Genomic DNA, 19,689 nt, shown 5'->3' with positions numbered 1-19,689 from the left:
GGTAGGTGGGATGTCGGCGTTAGCTACCGGAATATGGTCGGCGTGAGATGGCGTGCGACCAGCTGCTGCTCTGCCGTTATTGGATGAATGTCGAAAATGCCCGCACCTGGCAGGAGGCGCTTCTGCCTTGACTGCGAACACGCGAAACGCCTCATTACATGCGTACCACGTTGCGTACCGATTGCACGTTCACGGAGGGCGACTCGGCTCGTCCCCGACAGTGCTCGTAGCCGATCGTCCCTCTTCATTCCCGTTCTTTCCCGCTTTTTCCGAAATGGGGATTCTCGGGATGACCCACGCTTCCCCGTTTTTTCCCGCCCCCTATAGAGAGATAGGGGGCGAGAACGGGAAGGCTGGGACTACCGCCGCCAGAGCCAGCCGTCCTTAACCCCATAAATACCGCGCGTTACGAGGCCGGCAATGGCTTGCCGGGCGCGTTCGGTCTTTCGCTTGGGGTCGCAGGTGAGGCCGCCGGCCACAATTACTACCGCCTCCTCCAGCTTCAGGCACGGCTGCCCCGGCGGCGCGTCGCCCTGGCCAAACACCTTGGACTCGCGCAGCGGCTGGGCCAAGGCGTCGAGCGCAATCCGTTGATTGCCCCCTTGCGGCACCTTTACGCGGCAGACCTTCGCCACCCCCTCGTCCGCCGTCACAACGCAAGACGTGACCGGGTCGCCGTGCTCGTCACAGTCCAGCTCCATGACGCGAAGCAGGAAGGCATGACGCTCCCCATCCTCGTCGTCCTTGCTCTTGGCGACAAACCATTCCCGGCGGTTGTCCGCGCGGGTGACTTCGATGGCAGCATCCAAGGCGGCGTACAGACTGCTATGCCCGCGCAGGCCCTTCGTGCCGTCTTTGCCCGTGTGGTGAACCAACAGAACCAGACCGCCGATACGGCGCTGCAAATCCTTGCAGGCTTCGATGAGTTGCCCCATGTCCTTGCTGGCGTTCTCATCCGCTCCCGGCGCAGCGCGATTCAAGGTATCGATCACCAACAGCCCATCATGCCCGCCCGCAGCATGGACGGCTGCCGCAAGGTCGCTAGTATCGGTGTGCTGGCGCAAATCAATGCCCTGCGTGATGAACCGAAGACGTCCGGACAATGGTTGCCGATAGTGCGTACTCCATGCCCGCGCGCGCTTCCCCATGCCGCGCTCGCCTTCGAGCGCGCAATACGTAACGGGCGCGGCGCTGACACGGTGGCCGAACCACGCCGGCGCACCGGCCGCAATGGCAGCGCACAGGTCCAGCGCCAGAAACGACTTGCCGGAGCCGGACGGGCCATACAAGGCTCCCAATCCCTCAGCTGGAAGGACGCCCCGGACCAGCCAGCGCAGCGGCGCCGCGGTCAGCAGCTCCTCGCCCGCTTGCAAGCGATACCGCATAGGCGGTGTCTTCACTACCGCCAGCAGCCGCTTCAGCGTGTCACTATCGTGCTCAGCCTCGTAGTCGTTGGCGTCGTAGTTCAGCGGCTTGTCAGCCGGCATCTCGACCCAGGCCCCACGCACTTCCCGCGCGATGGCCTGTGCCTCGGCTTCCTTCCCACGGTCGGGTAGCAGAACAATGCTGGCAAGCGGGTAACGCCGCCGCAAGGCGAGTGCCACGATACGGAACCGGCCCGCCCCGAAGGCAACCACGGCAGCCGCACCAGGGTCGGCCCGTAACACTGCCCATGCCGTGCCGATGCCCTCGCAGACATAGGCGCGGCCGTCCGGTACCACCTCACCGAGTACCAACATGCCCTCGTCGAACGAAGCGCCGGGCGCATTCAGCTTCTTGCCGCCGCCCGGCGCGGGGATGTACTGAATGGTCAGCAGCGCGCCGTCCAGAGAGCGGACCGGCACGGCCAGGCAACCGGCGACGCGATGCCCATTGATGGTCAGCGGGTCATCAATAGGAACCACACGCAGACCATCCGCGGTGCCGCGCTTGGCCACAATGTAGGGATGGGTTGCATCAGCAGGCGGGTAGCTGTCGAACGTCGATGCGAGGCTGTTACGCTGCCGCCGCAAGCTGGACCCATCCCTGCAGACCGGCGGATGTACGTTCAGCGTACGAGCGAGTTGCGAGCCGAGGGACTCCCCTTTTCCTGGCTGCCACCCCGAGCTGCGAGCAGCATGGTAGAGCGTGGCAGTCTTTACCGCACCATCGCCAAACGACGCCCACGCCTTCCGGCAGTCGCACTCGCCCCGGTAATTGGGCGCTTGAGCACTCCAAGAGTGAAAATCGTCAAACGACAACCCTGCTTGCTTGGCTGCCATGCCATAGCGAACCCATTCAGCCCGGGCGCAGCCGGGATCGAGCGAGAACAGCGCGGACCGGGCGCGCTCGACTTCATCCTGCATCAGGCCACCCCGCCAAAGAAGTCACCTTGACGCGGGTCCACGCGCTTGGCATTGAGACGACGAGCTTTCGCCCTGGCGGCGCCGACCTGCGTACGACGGTGGGCGGCGGCGGCCTCCACCACCTCGATCCATGCGCGCGCGCCAGCGGCAAAAGCAGCCTCACGAGTGGCCGCCGACAGCGAGTAGGCTTTCACCCAGGTAACGCGACCGTCCTTGGTACCTTTCGCTACATCCCGGCTATGAATGTGCCAACCGTACTTGTTCCTGAGGGCATGAATATGTGCGGCAAGGCGAGTGGTGCTCTGTTTGAAGACGGCCTCCAAGCCGGTCACCTCTTCACCTTTCAGCATCCACGCAAGCACGCCGGCACGGACGGTATTCGTACGCTTCAAGAAGACGTTGCCGGAATGGCGGGCGGGCGCCTCGCTTGCGTCCGGTTTGTTGTGGTGGCGGTCTTTCTTCATCACCGCCCCTCCGTGATGCGCTGGACGGTATCGGCGGGCCACAACAGGCGGCCATTAGGCAGCTTGATGGGCCGCACGCCCCAGTAGGTGCCGGTCTGGCTGTAGCGCTTGCGGATCGAATGGGGCAAGCATTTCAGTTCCACGGCCAGTTCTTCCGTGGACAGCGACGTGGCGCCGGGGATGGCTGCCACGGCTTTGTTCGCTTTCATGTGATGACTCCAAGTGAGCGAAACAGGACGACGGTTTCGCGCTGCATGGAGTCGGGCTGGCGTTGCCAATCACCGCGTTGCCCCGCGCTTCCATGCGAATCGCTTGGGCCAACTCTGGAAACTCGGTGTCTGTCAGAGTTCTCGGGAGAGTTTTAGAACCCCGTCTTTATGCGGGGTGAAGGCTCTCCGAAGCTATGAAACCAGAGTCTTCGGGCAGAGTTTTCGAAGGCAATTAATTAAGCGCCGCGTTTCGACGAGCGCATGCTTGACCGCCAGGTCGGGTCGTTGAAGTACTCATCGTGTTGGAGGAACGTTTTCCACTCGGCGTCCCAAGACTGCAGCAACGCTTGCTCTCCGAACAACTTCTTCAGTTGCGTCATGCTCGCGCGCTTTTTGCTCAGCAGCAGCTGAGCCAGCCGGACCGGGTTCCACGTAGCCGCATATTTGCCACGAGAGCCAGCGGACATCCGGGCGTCCAGCAGCCACTGCCCGCCCCCTTTCTTGCCGCACTTGCCAAGGTTGTTTTTCCAGTGCGATTCCTGCCAGCCACCCACGTTGTCAAAGACTGCCGCCACTTCTTGAGTGGAAAGTCCCTCCGGCATCGCCTCTCCCCGCTCAGCTTCAAGCGTGACCATGGCGTCGCGGTGCGCGGCGGAATCCTGGAACAGGTCTTCATCATGGCCCAGCTCGCGCCAGAACTTGTTAGCGTCATCCAGCGTCACCAGGCACCGCGACCATCGCTCCGACTCGACAGGCACAGCGCCGATCGGCACGCCGGACATCGCGTCCCGAACGACGATTTGCCTCGATGCGCAGAGCGCCCGGAGCAGTCGCTCCCAGTCGTCGTGGGCAACCGCCATGTCGAATCTGAGGGCACTCCGCTCATCCTCGTCGCCTGAGCGGCGATCGAGAAGGGCGAATTTCGCCTCGCTGACACTTTCCAGCAGCTCGCGAATGGTGATGCGCTGCGAATCGCGAGACGTCCAGTCATCCAAAGCCATTGCCGGATTACTCCTTATCGAGGACCTGAGCGCGGCGGGTCGCCTAAAGCATGCTGCACGGCTGCCGGCCAGCCGGGCCAAACGGCCCTGGTCGACCATGCCAGCTCGTCTGACCAATGGCCGACCTGACGGAATAGGGCAACCGAGGACGCGGTGACGAAGCCCGAGCCGACACCTACGGCCCTCGGCCCGTAGCCTCGCCGTCCGAGCGAACCGGCAGTATCGCTGGCGACGTTCTGCCGCTCTCACTCATGCAAAGTCAGGCAACCACGCTCAACCGCATGTCACTCTGCGCCGGGTCGAACGCTACTCTTGCCTGCGCCAACAGCCATGCTTCGATCTTGGAATGCCACATGCGCAGCAGGTCCAGCGGGCGGCGTATGTAGTTCTGCTCCCGCACCCCCTGTGGAGCATGTCCCTGAATCTGCGCGGCGATGCCGGCCGGCGTCTCGATCCACTCGCTCAACGTGGCGAAGCTGCGCCGCAGGTCGTGCAACGACACATCGAGACCCGCCACCGCGCAGGCTTTGCGGTGCGCGATGCTGGGCTCGGTCAGGCGCCCAGACTTCGATGTCAGACTGCTGAAGACCCACTCATTGCGGCGCGGGAGAGTGTCAAGCAGGCGTGCCACGTACGGCGTCAGCGGCACCATCCGCAGGCCCTCAATCTTGTCCGCCATGCGTATGCTCTTCCAACGGAAATCCACGTCCTGCCAGCGCAACCCGGCCAGTTCCTCGCGGCGAGCGCCTGTCAGCAACAGGACCTGCAGATAGGCGCTGATGATAGGGTTGTCGATCTGGCGCACGGCGACGAACCACGCCTCGAGTTGCTCGCGCTGTAGCACGTTTTCCTTCTTCTGCGGCTTGCCCAGGCACTCACGGGCCTTCTTGCTGCGGACGACGTCAACGCGAGCAACTTCGGCGTAGACCGGGTGCGCGGCGCACCAGCCCAAGCAGGCTTTCAGAAGGCGCAGCGCCAGTCGGGCGCGCGCCGGCCGGCGCTTGCCCTCCAGCCGCGCCCACGCCTCGAGCCGTGCCGGCGTCAGGTCCACGAGGCGTAGCCCGGCCAGCGAGGCCAACGGTCCCGGCTCGGTCAGCTTGGCGCTACGCTTGCGCTTCTCGCCGCCGGCCTGAATGATGCGCTGATGGTCGCGCAGATGGAGTTCGGACCAATGCGGCGTGCGCTCCTTTACATAGTCAGTCCAGGCATCGCCCAGCGTCACCGACTCGCGCTGCTGCCGGCCCAGTTCGGCGGCACGGGCCGCCTCCTCGGCCTCGCGCCGGGCCTGCTCGGCGGCAATGGCATCGGCCTTGACCTGGCGGGGGTCCTTGCCGTCGTCGATCAGCTGCTGCAGGCGGCGCGCCTCCTTGCGCGCCTCGTCGATGCCCCAGATACGCACGCCGCCAATGGTCAGGCGCACCGTGCGGCCGCGAATCTTGCCCTGGAACACGAACGCCTTGGCGCCATTGGCCGTCGCCCGGACTGCGAGTTGGGGCGGGTCGTTGTCCCACAAGAACGACTGACTGGCGCCCTCCGCGCACTGGAACGATTGAACGCGGCCGGCGGTCAGCGTGACCCGTGCCATGGTTGCCTCCCCAATGTTGGTGGTCGTCCGTGTAACCGCCATGTAAGCGCCACACGGGTATCTATTTGCACTTTAAACCACCCAGATCACCATGTACAACAGCGAATCAGCGATGTATTGGGGCAGAACAAGCATTTTTCTATGCAGCGCTAGGAAAAATTCCTCCGATGCGAGGATTGAAAATCCTTGTGTCGGCGGTTCGATTCCGTCCCAGGCCACCAGGTTGAAAGGAAAAACGGACGCTTCGGCGTCCGTTTTTCATTGGTGCCCTGGTCTTTGGTGCCCTGGTCTTTGGTGCCCTGGTCTTTGGTGCCCTGGTCTTTGGTGCCCTGATCTTTGGTGCTTCGCTTTTTCCGGCTTCCCGGGGCCATGCAATGTGGCCGCGGCGTTCCAGCGTCAAGCCGCCTGCGCTCACCATCCCGGCCCCGCTCCTGCGCTGCAATGCTCGCGCTTCGTGCTGGGCAGCCACGTGCATCACGATCACCACGTCCGCTGGCAAAGCTTACAAGCGTTGGTATGTCTTACCCTGCCGGCAACGTTTCCTCCCGCGACACCGACGGACCCGTACCCATCGCAGCGCTCCAGGCCATTGGCCATCGCATGGGAACGCCGATTGCATATTGACGGACGGCCCCCGACCGCGGGGTTCATGTCAGCGCTACGGGGACTTAGCGCACCGCTGGAGGAAAACAACATGAAAACAATGGCATCCATCACCGCCCTGGCTGTTGCCATGGCATGCGGACTCGCCGGCTGTACGGCCGCCGGCAGCGGCACCGGGTCGGGATCCGGCTCCGTTTCCGGCTCGGGAGCCGTGACGCCGACAGACACGTCACGGACGGGCACCGGCACGGGAACCAGCACGAGCGGCAGCTCGTCGGGCACCTCGAGCGGATCCGCCACGGGTACGAGCGGCACCCGCTGAACGCCGCTGTCCATCCGCGACGACAAGTCGCTTCAAGCGGGCCCCATCGGCTGACGTCGGTGCGGCCCGCTTGGCTTTGAGCCGCCACCGCGTCCGACTCGATTCGAAGGAGCGTTGCCATGCCGACCGCCCACGTCGTCTCCGCCGATACCGTCCACCCCCGCGCCTTCGCATGGGCTGGCTATGCGCTGGGCTTCGCGATGAGCGGCTTCTTCGACGGCATCCTGCTGCATCAGGTCCTGCAGTGGCACCACCTGCTGTCCGGGATCGAACGCGGCGCGCTCGGCGACCTGCGCGTGCAGGTGATGGCCGACGGGCTGTTCCACGCGCTGATGTACGTGATCGCCGCGATCGGGCTGTGGCTGCTGTATCGAACGCGCGAGGCCTTCGCGATTCCCCATGCGCCTCGCCGCCTGCTGGCGGACTTCTGGATCGGCTTCGGCGTCTGGCACGTCGTCGACGCGGTGCTGTCGCACTGGATCACCGGCATCCACCGCATCCGCATGGACTCGCCCACTCCGCTGCTGTGGGATCTGATCTGGCTGTTCCTGTTCGGCGTGATCCCGGTGCTGGTCGGCATCCGCATGCGACGGACGGGGACCGCGGCGAGCCCCGGCGCCGGCCCGCGCGGCCCAGGCATCGCGGCCAGCTGGGTCGCCGCCATCCTGGTCGGCGGCGCGCTGCTCGGCGCCGCGCTGAACCTGTTCCCGGTACGCGCCGCGCCCAACGACAGCACCACCGTGGTGCTGCGTCCCGGCGCTGCCCCATCGCAATTGTTCGCCGCGCTCGAGGGCACCGATGCCCGCATCCTGTGGACCGACGCGCGCGGCGGCGTGTGGGTGCTGACCGGCGCCGAAGCGGTGGACCGCCTGCGTCTGTACCGGCATGGCGCCATGTACGTCAGCGGGACGATGGCGCCGGCGGGGTGTTCCGCGTGGGTTCGTTAGCGCGATCGCGTGTCCGCACACGGTCTCATCGACGTCGACAGTTCAGAAGCTATAGTCGCTTAAAACTTATAATCGACTTATAATGCAGGATCGGAACAATCGCGTGGATGAACGCGATCAACTGGACCTGCAAGGCGGCCAAACAGCTGCGCAAAATGGACAAGCTCCAGCAACGGGCCATTGTGGAAGCGGTCGGCGCACTGCATGCGATGCCCCAATGCCAGAACGTCAAAGCCCTGAACAACCATACCTACGGCTACCGATTGCGCGTGGGCAACCATCGCGTGCTGTTCGATTGGGATGGCCGCATCAGGATCGTCGAGATTCAAGAAGTGAGGAAGCGCGATGAACGCACCTACCAGCATCCAGGTCCTGCTGAACCCCGATGGCAAGCCGGCCTTTGTCGTCATCCCCTATCAGGACTACATCGCTCGCCACGCCGAGGAACGGAGTCTGATTCCGCATGCCGTGATTCAGCGCACGGTCGAGGGCGCAACGCCCGCGCGAGCCTGGCGCGAACATCTCGGACTGACCCAGGCCGACGTCGCGGCGCGTATCGGCATCTCCCAGTCGGCCTACGCGCAGCAGGAGCGCAGCGAGCGTCTACGCAAATCGACGCGAGAAAAGATTGCCGTGGCGCTGGGCATTCAGCCACAACAACTCGACTTTTGATCGCTGCACACCCGTGCCGGACCTCCTTCGAACCGCACCGCAACAACCCCACCGACGCGACTTTCCGCACGCCGCCCGCTCGCGGCTGTGCGGATTCCCATCCATGTCTGCCCCGATGCAGACATTGCCCCCGCGCAAAAGCGCTTGTGTTTCAGAGGCTTAGTCTCCGCCACCGACCGAGGCGTGCAGTGGCACGCCCATTGCAACGCTGGCGCCTCGCAAGCTGCCGCGACAGACGGCAGACGCGCTGACCGCTCCCGTGCGGAGCGTGGAAAAGGCAATGCCGGCGAGGCCGGCCAAACAGGAGACAACGATGCGGCAAACAGCAGCTCGGTGGAAGCGGCCGTCCTTGGGGACTGGCGCGATGGTGGCGGCATTGCTGGTCGCCGGATGCGGCGGCGGTGACGATGGGGGTGGCGGCAACCTGCAGCCGCAGAGCGCCGAGAACGCGCCCGGCCTGGGCCTGGGACATCGGGCGACGGTCGAGGCGACCGTGCTGTCCTCCGCGCCCGAACGCGTGACGGGCGGCGATGCGCTGATCCGCCTGAGCGCCAGCGAGCGCGCACCGGGCAAGAAATTCAAGGTCAGCCTCAACGGCGTCGATGTCAGCGACGCCTTCACGCCGACCGCCGACCGTGAGGCGCTCGGCATCGTCAGCGGGCTCAAGCTCGGCGAGAACACGCTCGAGGTCAAGCACGGCCCCGCGCGCACCACGGTGACGCTGACCAACTATCCGATCACCGGCCCGGTCTTCTCCGGCCCGCACGAGCATCCCTACATCTGCGCGACGCAGAACTTCACGCTGCCGGACGGCAGCAAGCTCGGCGCGCCGCTCGACGAGAACTGCTCGGTCGAACGCCGCGTGCACTACGTCTACCGCTCGACCGCCAACAGCTTCAAGCCGTTGCCGACGCCGGTCGCCGCCTATCCGGCGGATGTGGCCAGCACCACCAACAACGCCGGCGCGACCGTGCCCTACATCGTCCGCGTCGAGACCGGCACGATCAATCGCGCGATCTACCAGACCGCGATCCTGCACGACCCGTTGAAGGACGCCGAACCGACGCCGCTGGCGCCACCGTCCGGCTGGAACCGCAAGGTCATCTATCCGCTCGGCGGCGGCTGCCAGGGCGGCTGGTACATGCAGGGCACGCCGGTCGCGGTGCTGAACCACAACTACCTGCGCAAGGGCTACGCGGTGGCCAGCGCCTCGCTCAATACCTTCGGCAACAACTGCAACGACCTGCTGTCGTCCGAGACCATCGCGATGGTCAAGGAACGGCTGATCGAAAACTACGGCACGCCGTTCTTCACGATCGGCACCGGCGGCTCGGGCGGCGCCTACCAGAGCCACCAGACCGGCGACAACTATCCGGGCCTGTTCGACGGCATCATCGTGACCTCGGTGTTCCCGGACGTGACCTCGTCGACGATCTTCAAGCTGCACGATTCGCGGCTGCTGCACCTGTACTTCACGCAGACCGCGCCAGGGCAATACAGCGACGCCCAGCGCTCGGCGATCTCCGGCTACCTGAAGCCGGGCAACATCGCCGCGATGAGCAGCAGCGCGGGCCGTCTCGATCCGGTGGTGTCGTTCCCGGCAGGCTTCCCGGCCGACCAGAAATACCATCCGGTCAACAACCCGACCGGGGTGCGCGCCACCGTCTACGACCACACGGTCAACGTCTACGGCAAGGACGCGCGCGGCTTCGCCAAGCGGCCGATCGACAATGTCGGCGTGCAGTACGGCCTGAAGGCGCTGAACGACGGCATGATCACGCCGGACCAGTTCATCGACCTGAACGAGAAGATCGGCGGCGTCGACGTCGACTTCAAGAAGATCGCGCAGCGCACGGCCGGTGACCTCGACGCGATCGCACGCGCCTACCAGTCGGGCCGCATCACGTCGACCGGCGGAGGCCTGGCGACCACGCCGATCATCGATCAGCGCGACTACTACGACGACCGCGTCAACGGCGACATCCACAACAAGATCCACAGCTACTCGGTGCGCGCGCGGCTGATCGCGGCCAACGGGCATGCGGACAACCAGGTCATCGTCGGACCGGGCACCATCCGTGACGACAACTTCGACCAGATGGACCGCTGGCTGACGGCGATGCTGCGCGACACCGGCCCGGGCAGCAAGGCCGAGAAGGTGGTGCGCAACAAGCCGGCCGACCTGGTCGATGCGTGCTGGGACGCGGGCGGCAACAAGATCATCGAGCCGCAGACCGCGCACGGCCCGGGCCAGTGCAATACCTTGTATCCGGCCGGCACCACGCCGCGCATGGTCGCCGGCGGCCCGCTGGCCGACGATATCGTCAAGTGCCAGCTCAAGCCGGTCGATCCCGCGGACTACAAGGTGATGATGACGCCGGCGCAACTGGCGCGGCTGCAATCGATCTTCACGACCGGGGTCTGCGACTGGTCGCGGCCGGGCGTCGAGCAGCAGCCGTTGAAGGGGACGTGGCTGTCGTTCGGTCCGTCGCCGGTCAATCTGCTGTTCGATGTAACGCAGCCCTGATGGCGCTCGCGCCGATGCATCGATGACGATGCATCGGCCAACGATGCGCGCATCGGCCCGCGGACGGAGAGACCGGCTGCGGGCCTTTGCCTTCGGGCCTTGGCCTTCCGTTCACGCCTGTCCTGCACGCCTGCCTTGCACGCCGGTGCCGGCATTTCGCCGGGCCGGTGTTTACGCCGATTGACGCGTCAAGCCGCGGCTTTGCCTAATGGCCGGTCGTCGGCGCCGCGCTGTTGGCGCCCCTCCATTGGCACCGCCGCCGGTGCCGATTCTCGCGCACGATATGACCGACCCCTCCGCGACTTCCGCTGCGCCGCCGGCCACCGCACAAGCGATGCCGCCTTCGGCATGGCCGCGCGGACGGGCACGCCGCGCGGCCACGATCGCCGCCGTCTGCGCGGTGATGGCGGCCGGTGTCACGATCGCCTATCTGTGGGGCGAGCGCGTCGGCATCCGCGCGCAGCGCGATGGCACCGCGCACCGCATCGAGGCCTATATCGGCGGACTGCGCAGCGAGATGCGCCGCTACGAATATCTGCCCGCGGTGGTCGCGCTGAATCACGACGTGCAGCGCCTGCTGCGCGAACCCGATACACCGGGCCTGCCGATGGCGGCCAACCGCTTCCTGGCCGAGGTCAATGCCGCCGCCAAATCGACCGCGATCTACGTGATGGACGCCCACGGCCTGACGCTGGCCGCCAGCAACTGGAACGAGGCGGCCAGCTTCGTCGGCATCAACTTCTCGTACCGGCCGTATTTCCGCGACGCGATGCAGGGCAAGCCGGGCCGCTTCTATGGCATCGGCACCGTCAGCCGCGAGCCGGGCTACTACTTCTCGCAGCCGATCGTGCGCGAGGGCGCGCTGCTCGGCGTGGCCGCGGTCAAGGTCAATCTCGACAAGATCGACGAGCCCTGGCTCGCCAACGACGACCGCATCCTGGTGGTCGACGCCAACGGCATCGTGTTCCTGAGCTCGCAGCCCGACTGGCGCTTCAAGTCGCTGCGCGAACTGCCCAGCGAGACGCGCTGGCAGCTCGCCTCGACGCGGCAGTACTCGACCGTCGATTCGCTGGAGCCGATCGGCTTTCGCGAACAGCGCCGCTTCGCTCCCGACATCAGCGTGGTGCAGATGCCGGACGGCGACGAATTCCTCGCGCAGAGCCGCCGCATTCCCGATACCGACTGGCGGCTGATCGTGCTGTCGGACATGGAGCCGATCCGCACGCTGGCGCGCAACAGCGCGGTGATCGGCGCCTTCGCGCTGGGCTTTCTGCTGCTGCTGATCCTCTACGTGCTGCAGCGCCGCCGCGCGGCCGCGCAGAACCGTGCCGCCAAGGAGGCGCTGCAGCGCGCGCACGACGAGCTCGAACGCAAGGTCGCGATGCGCACGCAGGCGCTGTCCGGCTCGAACCTGAAGCTGCAGAAGGAGATCGCCGAGCGCAAGCGCGCCGAGCAGGTGCTGAAGGCGGCGATGGACGAGCTGGTGCAGGCCAGCAAGATGGCCGCGCTCGGGCAGATGTCGACCGGCATCACGCACGAGCTGAACCAGCCGCTGGCGGCGCTGCGCACGCTGTCGGCCAACACCATCGTGTTTTTTCGCCGCGGCCAGACCGAGGCGGTCGAGACCAACCTGAACGTGATCTGCCAGATGGTCGAGCGGATGGGCAAGATCACCGCGCAGCTGAAGAAATTCGCGCGCAAGACGCCGGTGCAGTCGGTGCCCACGCCGGTCGGCACGGTGATCGCCGACGCGCTGTTCCTGCTCGATTCGCGCATTCGCGCCGAGGGCGCGGAGCTGGTGGTGTCGGTGCCCGAGCCGTCGCCGCTGGCGCTGTGCGAGGGCAATCGGCTCGAGCAGGTGCTGGTCAATCTGCTGTCGAACGCGCTCGATGCGATGAAGGACGCCAACGCGGACGCCGCTGAGGACCCGGCCGCGCGCGTGCTGGAAATCCGCACGCACGCCGACCCGCAGTGGGTCACGATCGAGGTGGCCGACCGCGGCTGCGGCATCGACGACGACGTGATGCCGCGGCTGTTCGAACCGTTCTTCACCACCAAGGAGCAAGGCGTGGGGCTCGGCCTCGGGCTGGCCATCTCGGCCGGCATCGTGCGCGAGTTCGGCGGCACGCTGCGCGCGGAGAATCGCCGTGCCTTCGAGGTATCCAGCCACGTGTCCACCGACGTGTCCGGCAACGTGCCCGGCCACGCGGCGGATCACAACGACATCGCCGGCGCCCGCTTCATCATCCAGCTGCCCGCCGCACAGGAGACCCATGCCGATGCGAACTGACCTGTCGGTCCTCTACGTCGAAGACGATGCCGCGGTGCGGCTGGGCAGCACGCAGTCGCTGCAGATCGCCGGGCTGTCGGTGGAGGCGTTCGGCTCGGCCGAACAGGTGCTGCATCGCCTCACGCCCGGCTTTGCCGGCGTGCTGGTCACCGATGTGCGCCTGCCCGGCATCAACGGCCTCGCGCTGCTCGACAGGGCGCTGGAGATCGATGCCGCGCTGCCGGTGATTCTGGTCACCGGCCACGGCGATATCTCGATGGCAGTGCAGGCGATGCGCCGCGGCGCCTACGATTTCGTCGAGAAGCCGTACTCGCCCGGCGAGCTGACCGAGGTGGTGCAACGCGCGATGGAAAAGCGCGCGCTGACGCTCGAGGTCGAGGCGCTGCGCCGGCAGCTGGCCGACACGCAGGCGATCGAGGCCAAGGTGATCGGCCGCTCGGCGGCGGTCGAACGGCTGCGCAAGCTGATCCTCGACCTGGCCTGCACCGATGCCGACGTGCTGATCCTCGGCGAGACCGGCACCGGCAAGGAACTGGTGGCGCGCTGCCTGCATGAATACGGTCCGCGCCGGCAGGGCAACTTCGCCGCGCTCAATTGCGGCGGCGTGCCCGAGTCCCTGTTCGAGAGCGAAGTGTTCGGCCACGAGTCCGGCGCGTTCACCGGCGCCGCGCGGCGGCGTGTCGGCAAGATCGAATACGCGCAGCGCGGCTCGCTGTTTCTCGACGAGATCGAGACCATGCCGATGTCGCTGCAGATCAAGCTGCTGCGCACGCTGCAGGAGCGGCAGTTCGAACGGCTGGGCTCGAACACGCTGCTGCCGATGGATTGCCGCGTGATCGCGGCCACCAAGGTCGATCTGCTGGCGCTGTCGGCGGAGCAGCGCTTCCGCGCCGATCTGTACTATCGCCTCAACGTCGCGGTGATCGACATCCCGCCGCTGCGCGAGCGGCGCGAGGACATTCCGCTGCTGTTCTCGCACTTCCTGCTGCAGGCCGCGCTGCGCTACGAGCGGCCGGTGCCGGAGGTATCGCCGCAACATATGCGCGAGCTGATGATGCATCCGTGGCCGGGCAATGTGCGCGAGCTGCGCAATGCCGCCGACCGCTTCGTGCTGGGACTGCAGGGCGGCAACACGGGCCTGCTCGCCACGGGCAATCATGGCAGCGGCAACGGCACCGGCAATGGCGGCGCCAGCGAGGCGCGTTCGCTCGACGAGCAGGTCGCGGTGTTCGAACGGCATCTGATCGAGGAAGCGCTGCGTGCCGCGTCGGGACGCATGTCGGCGGCGAGCGATCTGCTGCGCGTGCCGAAGAAAACGCTGTACGACAAGATCAAGCGGCTCGGCGTCAATCTTGAGGCATTCCGCTCGACAGCGGGCACCGACTGAGAAGCCGCATCGCCGGTACGCGCCGATGCTGTTCACAGCGGGGCCGTCCACCTTGCCTTCGTCCACATTGCCTTCGTCCACATTGCCTTCGTCCACATTGGCTTCGTCCACATTGGCTTCGTCCACATCGGACCTGTCCACATTGCGCATGTCCACATCGAGCACATCCACTTTCCGCCTCGCCTGTCGCCAGTTCGACCGAGTCTTGCTAGACTGCGTGCGCGCATGGGTCGCGGGGATGGAAGGCTGAAAACCATGCGCACTTCGGTGCCGGGCCTGGCTGTCTGCCGGCGCCGTCGCAGCGGTAACACGACGTGAAAAAAAGACAGGACTGCCAGGCGGCGTCTTTGTCGCGACAGCGGCAAAGACGCCGGTTCTGACGGCGCTGTCCACATTCGAGCGGGCCGCATTTCGCAGCATTCTTCCTTCCCGCGCAGCGCCGAGCGCCTACACTGTAGTGACCGTTTTTTTGCGCTCCCATCATCGCTGCACCATGGCCCATATCACCTTCGCGCCGGCGATCCAGCGCCATGTCCCCACGCCGGACCGTCACCTGTCCGCCGCCTCGGTGCGCGCCGCGCTCGACGCGGTGTTCGCCGAGCAGCCCGAGTTGCGCGGCTACATCCTCGACGACCAGAACCAGTTGCGCCGCCATGTGACCGTCTTCATCGACGGCACCATGATCCGCGACCGGCAACGGCTCAGCGATGCATTGCGCGGAGACAGCAAGGTGTACGTGGTGCAGGCGCTGTCCGGTGGATAGCAGCCGGGGCGCAGGCACAAGGCCCGAGGCGAGTCGACATTTCGCGCATCGGCACGTCACGCATCAATCCATCACGCATCGACGCTTCACACCGCGAGCTTCAAGCTCCGGCAGCCAACGCGCCGACGGCCACGCGACCGGCGGCCGATACCAGGAGACCTGAACGATGAACGACCGACTCCTCGTGGCCACGCGCAAGGGCCTGTTCGAAATCGAACGCCAGCCCGATGGACGGTGGCAGCAAACCCAGGTGCATTTTCTCGGCGAGCCGGTCAGCATGGTGCTGTCCGACCCGCGTGACGGCACGCTCTATGCCGCATTGAATCTGGGCCACTTCGGCGTCAAGCTGTGGCGCCGCGCGCGCGGCCAGAACGAGTGGACCGCCTGCGCGGTGCCGGTCTATCCGCCGCAGCCGGAAGAGCAGGCCGCGGCCGCCAACGCCCCCACGGACCCGGACGCGCCCAAGCCCGCGCCCTGGTCCCTGCAGCAGTTGTGGGTGCTCGAGGCGGGCGGCGCCGACGAGCCCGGCGTGCTCTGGGCCGGCACCATTCCGGGCGGCCTGTTCCGCTCCGGCGATGGCGGCGCAAGCTGGGCGCTGAACCGGCCGCTGTGGGACCGGCCCGAGCGCGCCGAATGGTTCGGCGGCGGCTACGACTATCCCGGCATCCATTCGATCTGCGTCGATCCGCGCGACAGCCGCCATGTGTCGGTCGCGATCTCGTGCGGCGGGGTCTGGCAGACCCGCAACGGGGGCGACAGTTGGGAGGCCACCACGCGCGGCATGAAGGCGGGCTATATGCCGCCCGAGCGCAGCGAGGACCCCAACATCCAGGACCCGCACTACATGGTGCAATGCCCGGCCCGGCCCGATGCGCTGTGGGTGCAGCATCACGACGGCATCTTCCGCTCCGAGGATGGCGGCGCCAGCTGGCGGCGCATCGAAGGCGGGCCGTCGAAGTTCGGCTTTGCCGTCGCGGTGCATCCGCGCGATCCCGAGACCGCGTGGTTCGCGCCGGCGACCAAGGACGAATGCCGCGTGCCGGTCGACGGCAGGCTGGTGGTGTCCCGCACGCGCGACGGCGGCCGCAGCTTCGAGGTCTTCGACGAAGGCCTGCCGACGCCGCCGGCCTACGACCTCATCTATCGCCACGGCCTGGCGGTCGACGACAGCGGCGATCGGCTGGCGATGGGCTCGACCACCGGCGGCCTGTGGGTCTCGGAGAACGGCGGCGAACGGTGGGCGTGCGTGTCGGCGCATCTGCCGCCGGTCTATTGCGTGCGCTTCGGCTAGCGCGCACGCCCGGCGCACACGCAGGCCGCACACGCGGCGCACCGCGCAGGACGGAGGGTGCGCCGCGCATTCGATACCGCGGGTCAGGACACAACTGCGCCGGCGCGCATTGACGGCGGGCGGGGCGGACGGAACACTGCGCGCTCCGCGCAGGACCGCACCGTGCCGCGCGCGGATCCGTGTCCACCTTCGCTCCGCGTTCGATGTCCACCCGCCGTCCTTGCGCCATGTCCGCGGCAGATGCCGCCTCCGTCGATGCACGGGCCGATGCACCCGTTAATGCACCCGTTAATGCACCAGTTGATGCACCGGTGGATGCACGGGTTGATGCACCGGTGGATGCACGGGTTGATGCACCGGTTGAGGCGACCGTCCCGCTGGCGCGCAGGCTGGTCGCCGAGGGCATCGGCACGGCGCTGCTGATCGCGGTGGTGATCGGCTCCGGGCTGCGCGCCGAGCGGCTCGCGGCGGGCAATGTCGCGCTGGCGCTGCTGGTCAATTCGCTGGCCAGCGGCGCGGGCCTGGCCGCGCTGCTGCTGGCCTTCGGCGGCATGTCGGGCGGCCATCTGAATCCGGCGGTCACGCTGTCGGCCTGGCTGCGCGGCATGCTGCCGGCGCGCGAGGCGTTGCGCTATGTCGCCGTGCAGCTGGTGGGGGCGATCGCCGGCGTGGTGGCGGTCCATCTGATGTTCGGCGAGCCGCTGCTGGCTTGGTCGGAGCAGGCGCGCACCGGCGCGCCGCTGTGGTGGAGCGAATTCCTGGCGACCTTCGGCCTGATCGGCGTGGCGATGGGCACCGCCCACGCCCGGCCCGCGCTGCTGCCGTTCGCGGTCGCCGGCTATATCGCCGCGGGCTACTGGTTCACCGCCTCGACCTCGTTCGCCAATCCGGCGCTGACGCTGGCGTGCGCGCTGACCGCGACCTTCACCGGTATCCGCGCGATCGATGTGCCGGGCTTCGTGCTGGCGCAATGCGCCGGTGCGCTGACGGCGACGCTGGTGTTCCATTGGCTGCTGCGGCCCGCACCGCGCCGCAGTGCGACCCGAACCGGGGCCGGTTGCGCCGCCGCTAGTGCCGCCGCGAGTGCCGCTGATCGCGCGGAGATCAGTCCGGTCCGCGGTCCCGTCCGCCGCCCCGTCAGCGGCGCCGTCGACGGCCGCATCGGCAGCCCCGCCAGCAGCGCCGCCCCTACCAGCGCCGATTGAGCTGGATCCCGAAGATCGACCCCGAGGCCTGCGAGGCCCAGGCGTCGGCCGGCGCCGCGAAACTGATGCCGTCGACGTCGTTGGCGCGGCTGTAGGTGTAGAAGGCGCGCAGATTGGCGTTGCCGGCGGCCTTGCCCAGCGTCAGCGTCGGCGCCACCGTCAGCGCGGTGCGCTGGCCGCTGACGCCGAAGCCCGACGAGATCTGGTCGTGCGCGACCTCGAAGCTCAGGCGGAAGCGCTCGGTCGGCGCGTAGGCCGGGCGCACGCGCGTGGTCATCCATTGCAGCGTGCCCAGCGCCGAGCGGTCGTATTGCAGGCTCGATTCGACCGAGCCGATCAGGCCCGAGCGGCCCTTCCATTCCATCGATTCGGCGACCCGCACGCGCGACAGCGTGTCGCCCATGCCCGAGTAGCCGGTCATCGCGGTACGGCTGCCAGTGCCGTATTGCAGGCCGAAGCGGTTGGTGCCGGCGAGCACGCCTTTCTGCTCGTGCATCGCCGACGCCCACCAGGCATTGCCGGCGGCGTCGGCCAGCGCGTCGGCCTCGACGCGCGTGAAGCCCAGCTGCAGCGTGCCCTTGTCGTTCACGCCGATCGGTGAGGTGCGCACCGAGTGATAGCTGGGCAGATGCTGCCCGTTGGTGTCGTTGCGGGCGGTGTACTGGTAGCTCAGGCCGACACCGGCGAGCTTGGCGTCGTCGACGCCGAAACGCAGCGCGCTGGAGGTCGGCGGCAGCAGGCCCGACGACATCAGGAACGGCGAGGTATCGCGCCGCCCGGCCCACATGGTGGCGCCGTCGAGCGCGGCGATGCCCTTGACCGCGGTATAGAACTGCGGGATCAGCTGATAGGGATCGACCGGGGCGGGGCGCCCGTCGATGGTGGTGGTGTTGGTGCCGCGCGCCTGCGCGACCACCTCGATCGCAGCGCCGCCGTCCAGCGTATACAGCTGCTCGCGCAGCTTGACCTCGCCGCTGCTCTGGCAGGCCACGCCAAGGCCGATGCCAGTCGACAGGCTGCCGCCCGGGCAGGCCCGCATCGCATGGGTGTTGTCCTCGTAGGCCGCGCGTCCGCTGTACGACAGGCTCCAGACGGTCTCCTCGGCCGGCTCGGTGCTCGGCAGGTTGGAGGCGAACACCGGCGGCGCATCGCTCGGCGTCGCATCGCCGCCCGCCGAAGCCATGGCCTCGGGCATGAACTCGCCCAGCCGGTTGGGAAACAGCACCACCGGCGGCGGCGCGGGGGGCAGTGGCTCCGGCGGGCCCACCACGCCGGGGTCGAGCTCGGCCAGCGCGGTCTGTTCGGGGGTATCGGCGGGCGGCAGGTTCAGCTTTTCGGTGGCGGCGTCGGCCGGGGCGGTCGCCTGCGCTTCCCGCTGAAGCAGGCCCGCCAGCGGGTCCGCTTCAGCCGGCGGCTGCCCGGGTGCGGGGCTTGCCGCCTGCGCCGCAGCGGCCGGCTGGTTGTCCGTTTTGGTCTGCGTTTGATTCTGCGATGAGTGCTGCGTCTGGTTCCGCGCTGGATGCTGCGCCGGATTCGATGGCCAGCTCGACAGCTGCGCCACCGCGGGCACCGGGGCGGTGGGCGCAAACACCGGCGGCGCGATCGGCTCCGGCGCCGGCGGCGTCTGCGCGCAGGCGGCGATACCCCAGGCCGCCAGGCCGGCCAGATACAGCCAGCGCGGACGCGGCAGTACGGGCGATCGGACTGACGAACGGCGGGTGGACCGGTTCAGCGAACGACGGCGAGAGGAAGACGACGCGGACAACGGCATGCGGTGACAACAGGACAGCGGCAAAAGTGCAACGGTGAGGTGCAGCGGCAACGTACAACGGCAGGCTACGGGCTTCGGCCGTGCCGGACCGACGGTTTTATCAGCCGGCCTGATTGGACAGCAAGAGAGGTTACAAAATCCATCGGCCGTGCACTCCAGGTAACGAAAGCGTACGGTCGGCCACGGAGGCAAACACGGCGGACCGGCGCGGATCGGTCGTGGAGGGGCAGGGAATCAGCCGCGAATCGCGGCCCGCCAGGGCGCGTCATACCGCACTTTCCTAGCGAAAACCCGGACACTGGCGCGG

General features: G+C 67.2%; 14 protein-coding genes and 1 pseudogene. 9 read left to right on the top strand and 6 right to left on the bottom strand.

The features are described 5' to 3' along the window. Positions 1-359 precede the first annotated feature (359 nt). From F1599_RS11330 to F1599_RS11310, 5 genes are all read right to left on the bottom strand, one after another. On the bottom strand, positions 360-2,345 hold the full coding sequence (locus F1599_RS11330) for an AAA family ATPase (protein WP_150083169.1): 1,986 nt from the start codon (positions 2,343-2,345) through the stop codon (positions 360-362). Continuing rightward, positions 2,345-2,809 carry a helix-turn-helix domain-containing protein gene (locus tag F1599_RS11325; RefSeq protein WP_150083167.1) on the bottom strand — a complete coding sequence of 155 codons (465 nt, stop codon included), beginning with the start codon at positions 2,807-2,809 and terminating at the stop codon, positions 2,345-2,347. Before F1599_RS11325 ends, F1599_RS11330 begins: the two co-directional genes overlap by 1 nt. Then, positions 2,809-3,018 carry a DNA-binding protein gene (locus F1599_RS11320; RefSeq protein WP_150083165.1) on the bottom strand — a complete coding sequence of 70 codons (210 nt, stop codon included), beginning with the start codon at positions 3,016-3,018 and terminating at the stop codon, positions 2,809-2,811. Before F1599_RS11320 ends, F1599_RS11325 begins: the two co-directional genes overlap by 1 nt. A gap of 236 nt (positions 3,019-3,254) precedes the next feature. After that, entirely contained in the window at positions 3,255-4,019 is a 765-nt protein-coding gene (locus tag F1599_RS11315) for a hypothetical protein (RefSeq protein ID WP_150083163.1), read from the bottom strand. Between the two features lie 259 nt (positions 4,020-4,278). Next, positions 4,279-5,604, bottom strand: a complete 1,326-nt coding sequence (locus F1599_RS11310; RefSeq protein ID WP_150083161.1) for a tyrosine-type recombinase/integrase — start codon at positions 5,602-5,604, stop codon at positions 4,279-4,281. Between the two features lie 1,044 nt (positions 5,605-6,648). Between F1599_RS11310 and F1599_RS11305 the strand changes: the two genes are divergently transcribed. The 9 genes and pseudogenes from F1599_RS11305 (at position 6,649) to F1599_RS11265 (ending at position 17,611) form a co-directional block, all read left to right on the top strand. Continuing rightward, on the top strand, positions 6,649-7,476 hold the full coding sequence (locus F1599_RS11305; protein WP_150083159.1) for a DUF2243 domain-containing protein: 828 nt from the start codon (positions 6,649-6,651) through the stop codon (positions 7,474-7,476). Positions 7,477-7,583: 107 nt separating this feature from the next. Further along, a pseudogene (locus F1599_RS26185) lies at positions 7,584-7,841 on the top strand (type II toxin-antitoxin system RelE family toxin); the annotation flags it as partial. Next, positions 7,822-8,148 carry a helix-turn-helix domain-containing protein gene (locus tag F1599_RS11295; protein ID WP_149317442.1) on the top strand — a complete coding sequence of 109 codons (327 nt, stop codon included), beginning with the start codon at positions 7,822-7,824 and terminating at the stop codon, positions 8,146-8,148. The pseudogene F1599_RS26185 and the gene F1599_RS11295, both read left to right, overlap by 20 nt. Positions 8,149-8,461: 313 nt before the next feature. Further along, on the top strand, positions 8,462-10,675 hold the full coding sequence (locus tag F1599_RS11290) for a DUF6351 family protein (protein ID WP_223819582.1): 2,214 nt from the start codon (positions 8,462-8,464) through the stop codon (positions 10,673-10,675). Between the two features lie 283 nt (positions 10,676-10,958). After that, entirely contained in the window at positions 10,959-12,965 is a 2,007-nt protein-coding gene (locus tag F1599_RS11285) for a sensor histidine kinase (RefSeq protein WP_190286342.1), read from the top strand. Beyond that, positions 12,955-14,352, top strand: coding sequence for a sigma-54-dependent transcriptional regulator (locus F1599_RS11280; protein WP_223129677.1), 1,398 nt, complete (start codon positions 12,955-12,957; stop codon positions 14,350-14,352). The genes F1599_RS11285 and F1599_RS11280 overlap by 11 nt, the downstream gene beginning before the upstream one ends. A gap of 493 nt (positions 14,353-14,845) precedes the next feature. After that, positions 14,846-15,115 carry a MoaD/ThiS family protein gene (locus F1599_RS11275; protein ID WP_150083155.1) on the top strand — a complete coding sequence of 90 codons (270 nt, stop codon included), beginning with the start codon at positions 14,846-14,848 and terminating at the stop codon, positions 15,113-15,115. Between the two features lie 166 nt (positions 15,116-15,281). After that, on the top strand, positions 15,282-16,406 hold the full coding sequence (locus tag F1599_RS11270; RefSeq protein ID WP_149317446.1) for a WD40/YVTN/BNR-like repeat-containing protein: 1,125 nt from the start codon (positions 15,282-15,284) through the stop codon (positions 16,404-16,406). Between the two features lie 335 nt (positions 16,407-16,741). Continuing rightward, on the top strand, positions 16,742-17,611 hold the full coding sequence (locus F1599_RS11265; RefSeq protein ID WP_223819581.1) for an MIP/aquaporin family protein: 870 nt from the start codon (positions 16,742-16,744) through the stop codon (positions 17,609-17,611). On the opposite strand, the gene F1599_RS11260 is transcribed toward F1599_RS11265, so the two are convergent. Then, entirely contained in the window at positions 17,595-19,382 is a 1,788-nt protein-coding gene (locus F1599_RS11260; protein WP_223819580.1) for a carbohydrate porin, read from the bottom strand. The two genes, F1599_RS11265 and F1599_RS11260, sit on opposite strands and share 17 nt — an antisense overlap. Positions 19,383-19,689: the final 307 nt, after the last annotated feature.

Origin of the sequence: Cupriavidus cauae, assembly GCF_008632125.1 — a bacterium.
In the GTDB taxonomy this organism is placed as follows: Bacteria; Pseudomonadota; Gammaproteobacteria; order Burkholderiales; family Burkholderiaceae; genus Cupriavidus; species Cupriavidus cauae.
The sequence above is the reverse complement of the archived record's forward strand: the minus strand, read 5'-3'. Positions and strand labels throughout refer to the sequence as shown.

What these genes read in the sequence shown, in the direction of transcription:
- F1599_RS11315 (WP_150083163.1), bottom strand. Translation starts at nt 4,019, where the DNA reads ATGGCTTTGGATGACTGGACGTCTCGCGATTCGCAGCGCATCACCATT.
- F1599_RS11325 (WP_150083167.1), bottom strand. Translation starts at nt 2,809, where the DNA reads ATGAAGAAAGACCGCCACCACAACAAACCGGACGCAAGCGAGGCGCCC.
- F1599_RS11330 (WP_150083169.1), bottom strand. Translation starts at nt 2,345, where the DNA reads ATGCAGGATGAAGTCGAGCGCGCCCGGTCCGCGCTGTTCTCGCTCGAT.
- F1599_RS11305 (WP_150083159.1), top strand. Translation starts at nt 6,649, where the DNA reads ATGCCGACCGCCCACGTCGTCTCCGCCGATACCGTCCACCCCCGCGCC.
- F1599_RS11290 (WP_223819582.1), top strand. Translation starts at nt 8,462, where the DNA reads ATGCGGCAAACAGCAGCTCGGTGGAAGCGGCCGTCCTTGGGGACTGGC.
- F1599_RS11295 (WP_149317442.1), top strand. Translation starts at nt 7,822, where the DNA reads ATGAACGCACCTACCAGCATCCAGGTCCTGCTGAACCCCGATGGCAAG.
- F1599_RS11280 (WP_223129677.1), top strand. Translation starts at nt 12,955, where the DNA reads ATGCGAACTGACCTGTCGGTCCTCTACGTCGAAGACGATGCCGCGGTG.
- F1599_RS11260 (WP_223819580.1), bottom strand. Translation starts at nt 19,382, where the DNA reads ATGCCGTTGTCCGCGTCGTCTTCCTCTCGCCGTCGTTCGCTGAACCGG.
- F1599_RS11285 (WP_190286342.1), top strand. Translation starts at nt 10,959, where the DNA reads ATGACCGACCCCTCCGCGACTTCCGCTGCGCCGCCGGCCACCGCACAA.
- F1599_RS11275 (WP_150083155.1), top strand. Translation starts at nt 14,846, where the DNA reads ATGGCCCATATCACCTTCGCGCCGGCGATCCAGCGCCATGTCCCCACG.
- F1599_RS11320 (WP_150083165.1), bottom strand. Translation starts at nt 3,018, where the DNA reads ATGAAAGCGAACAAAGCCGTGGCAGCCATCCCCGGCGCCACGTCGCTG.
- F1599_RS11310 (WP_150083161.1), bottom strand. Translation starts at nt 5,604, where the DNA reads ATGGCACGGGTCACGCTGACCGCCGGCCGCGTTCAATCGTTCCAGTGC.
- F1599_RS11270 (WP_149317446.1), top strand. Translation starts at nt 15,282, where the DNA reads ATGAACGACCGACTCCTCGTGGCCACGCGCAAGGGCCTGTTCGAAATC.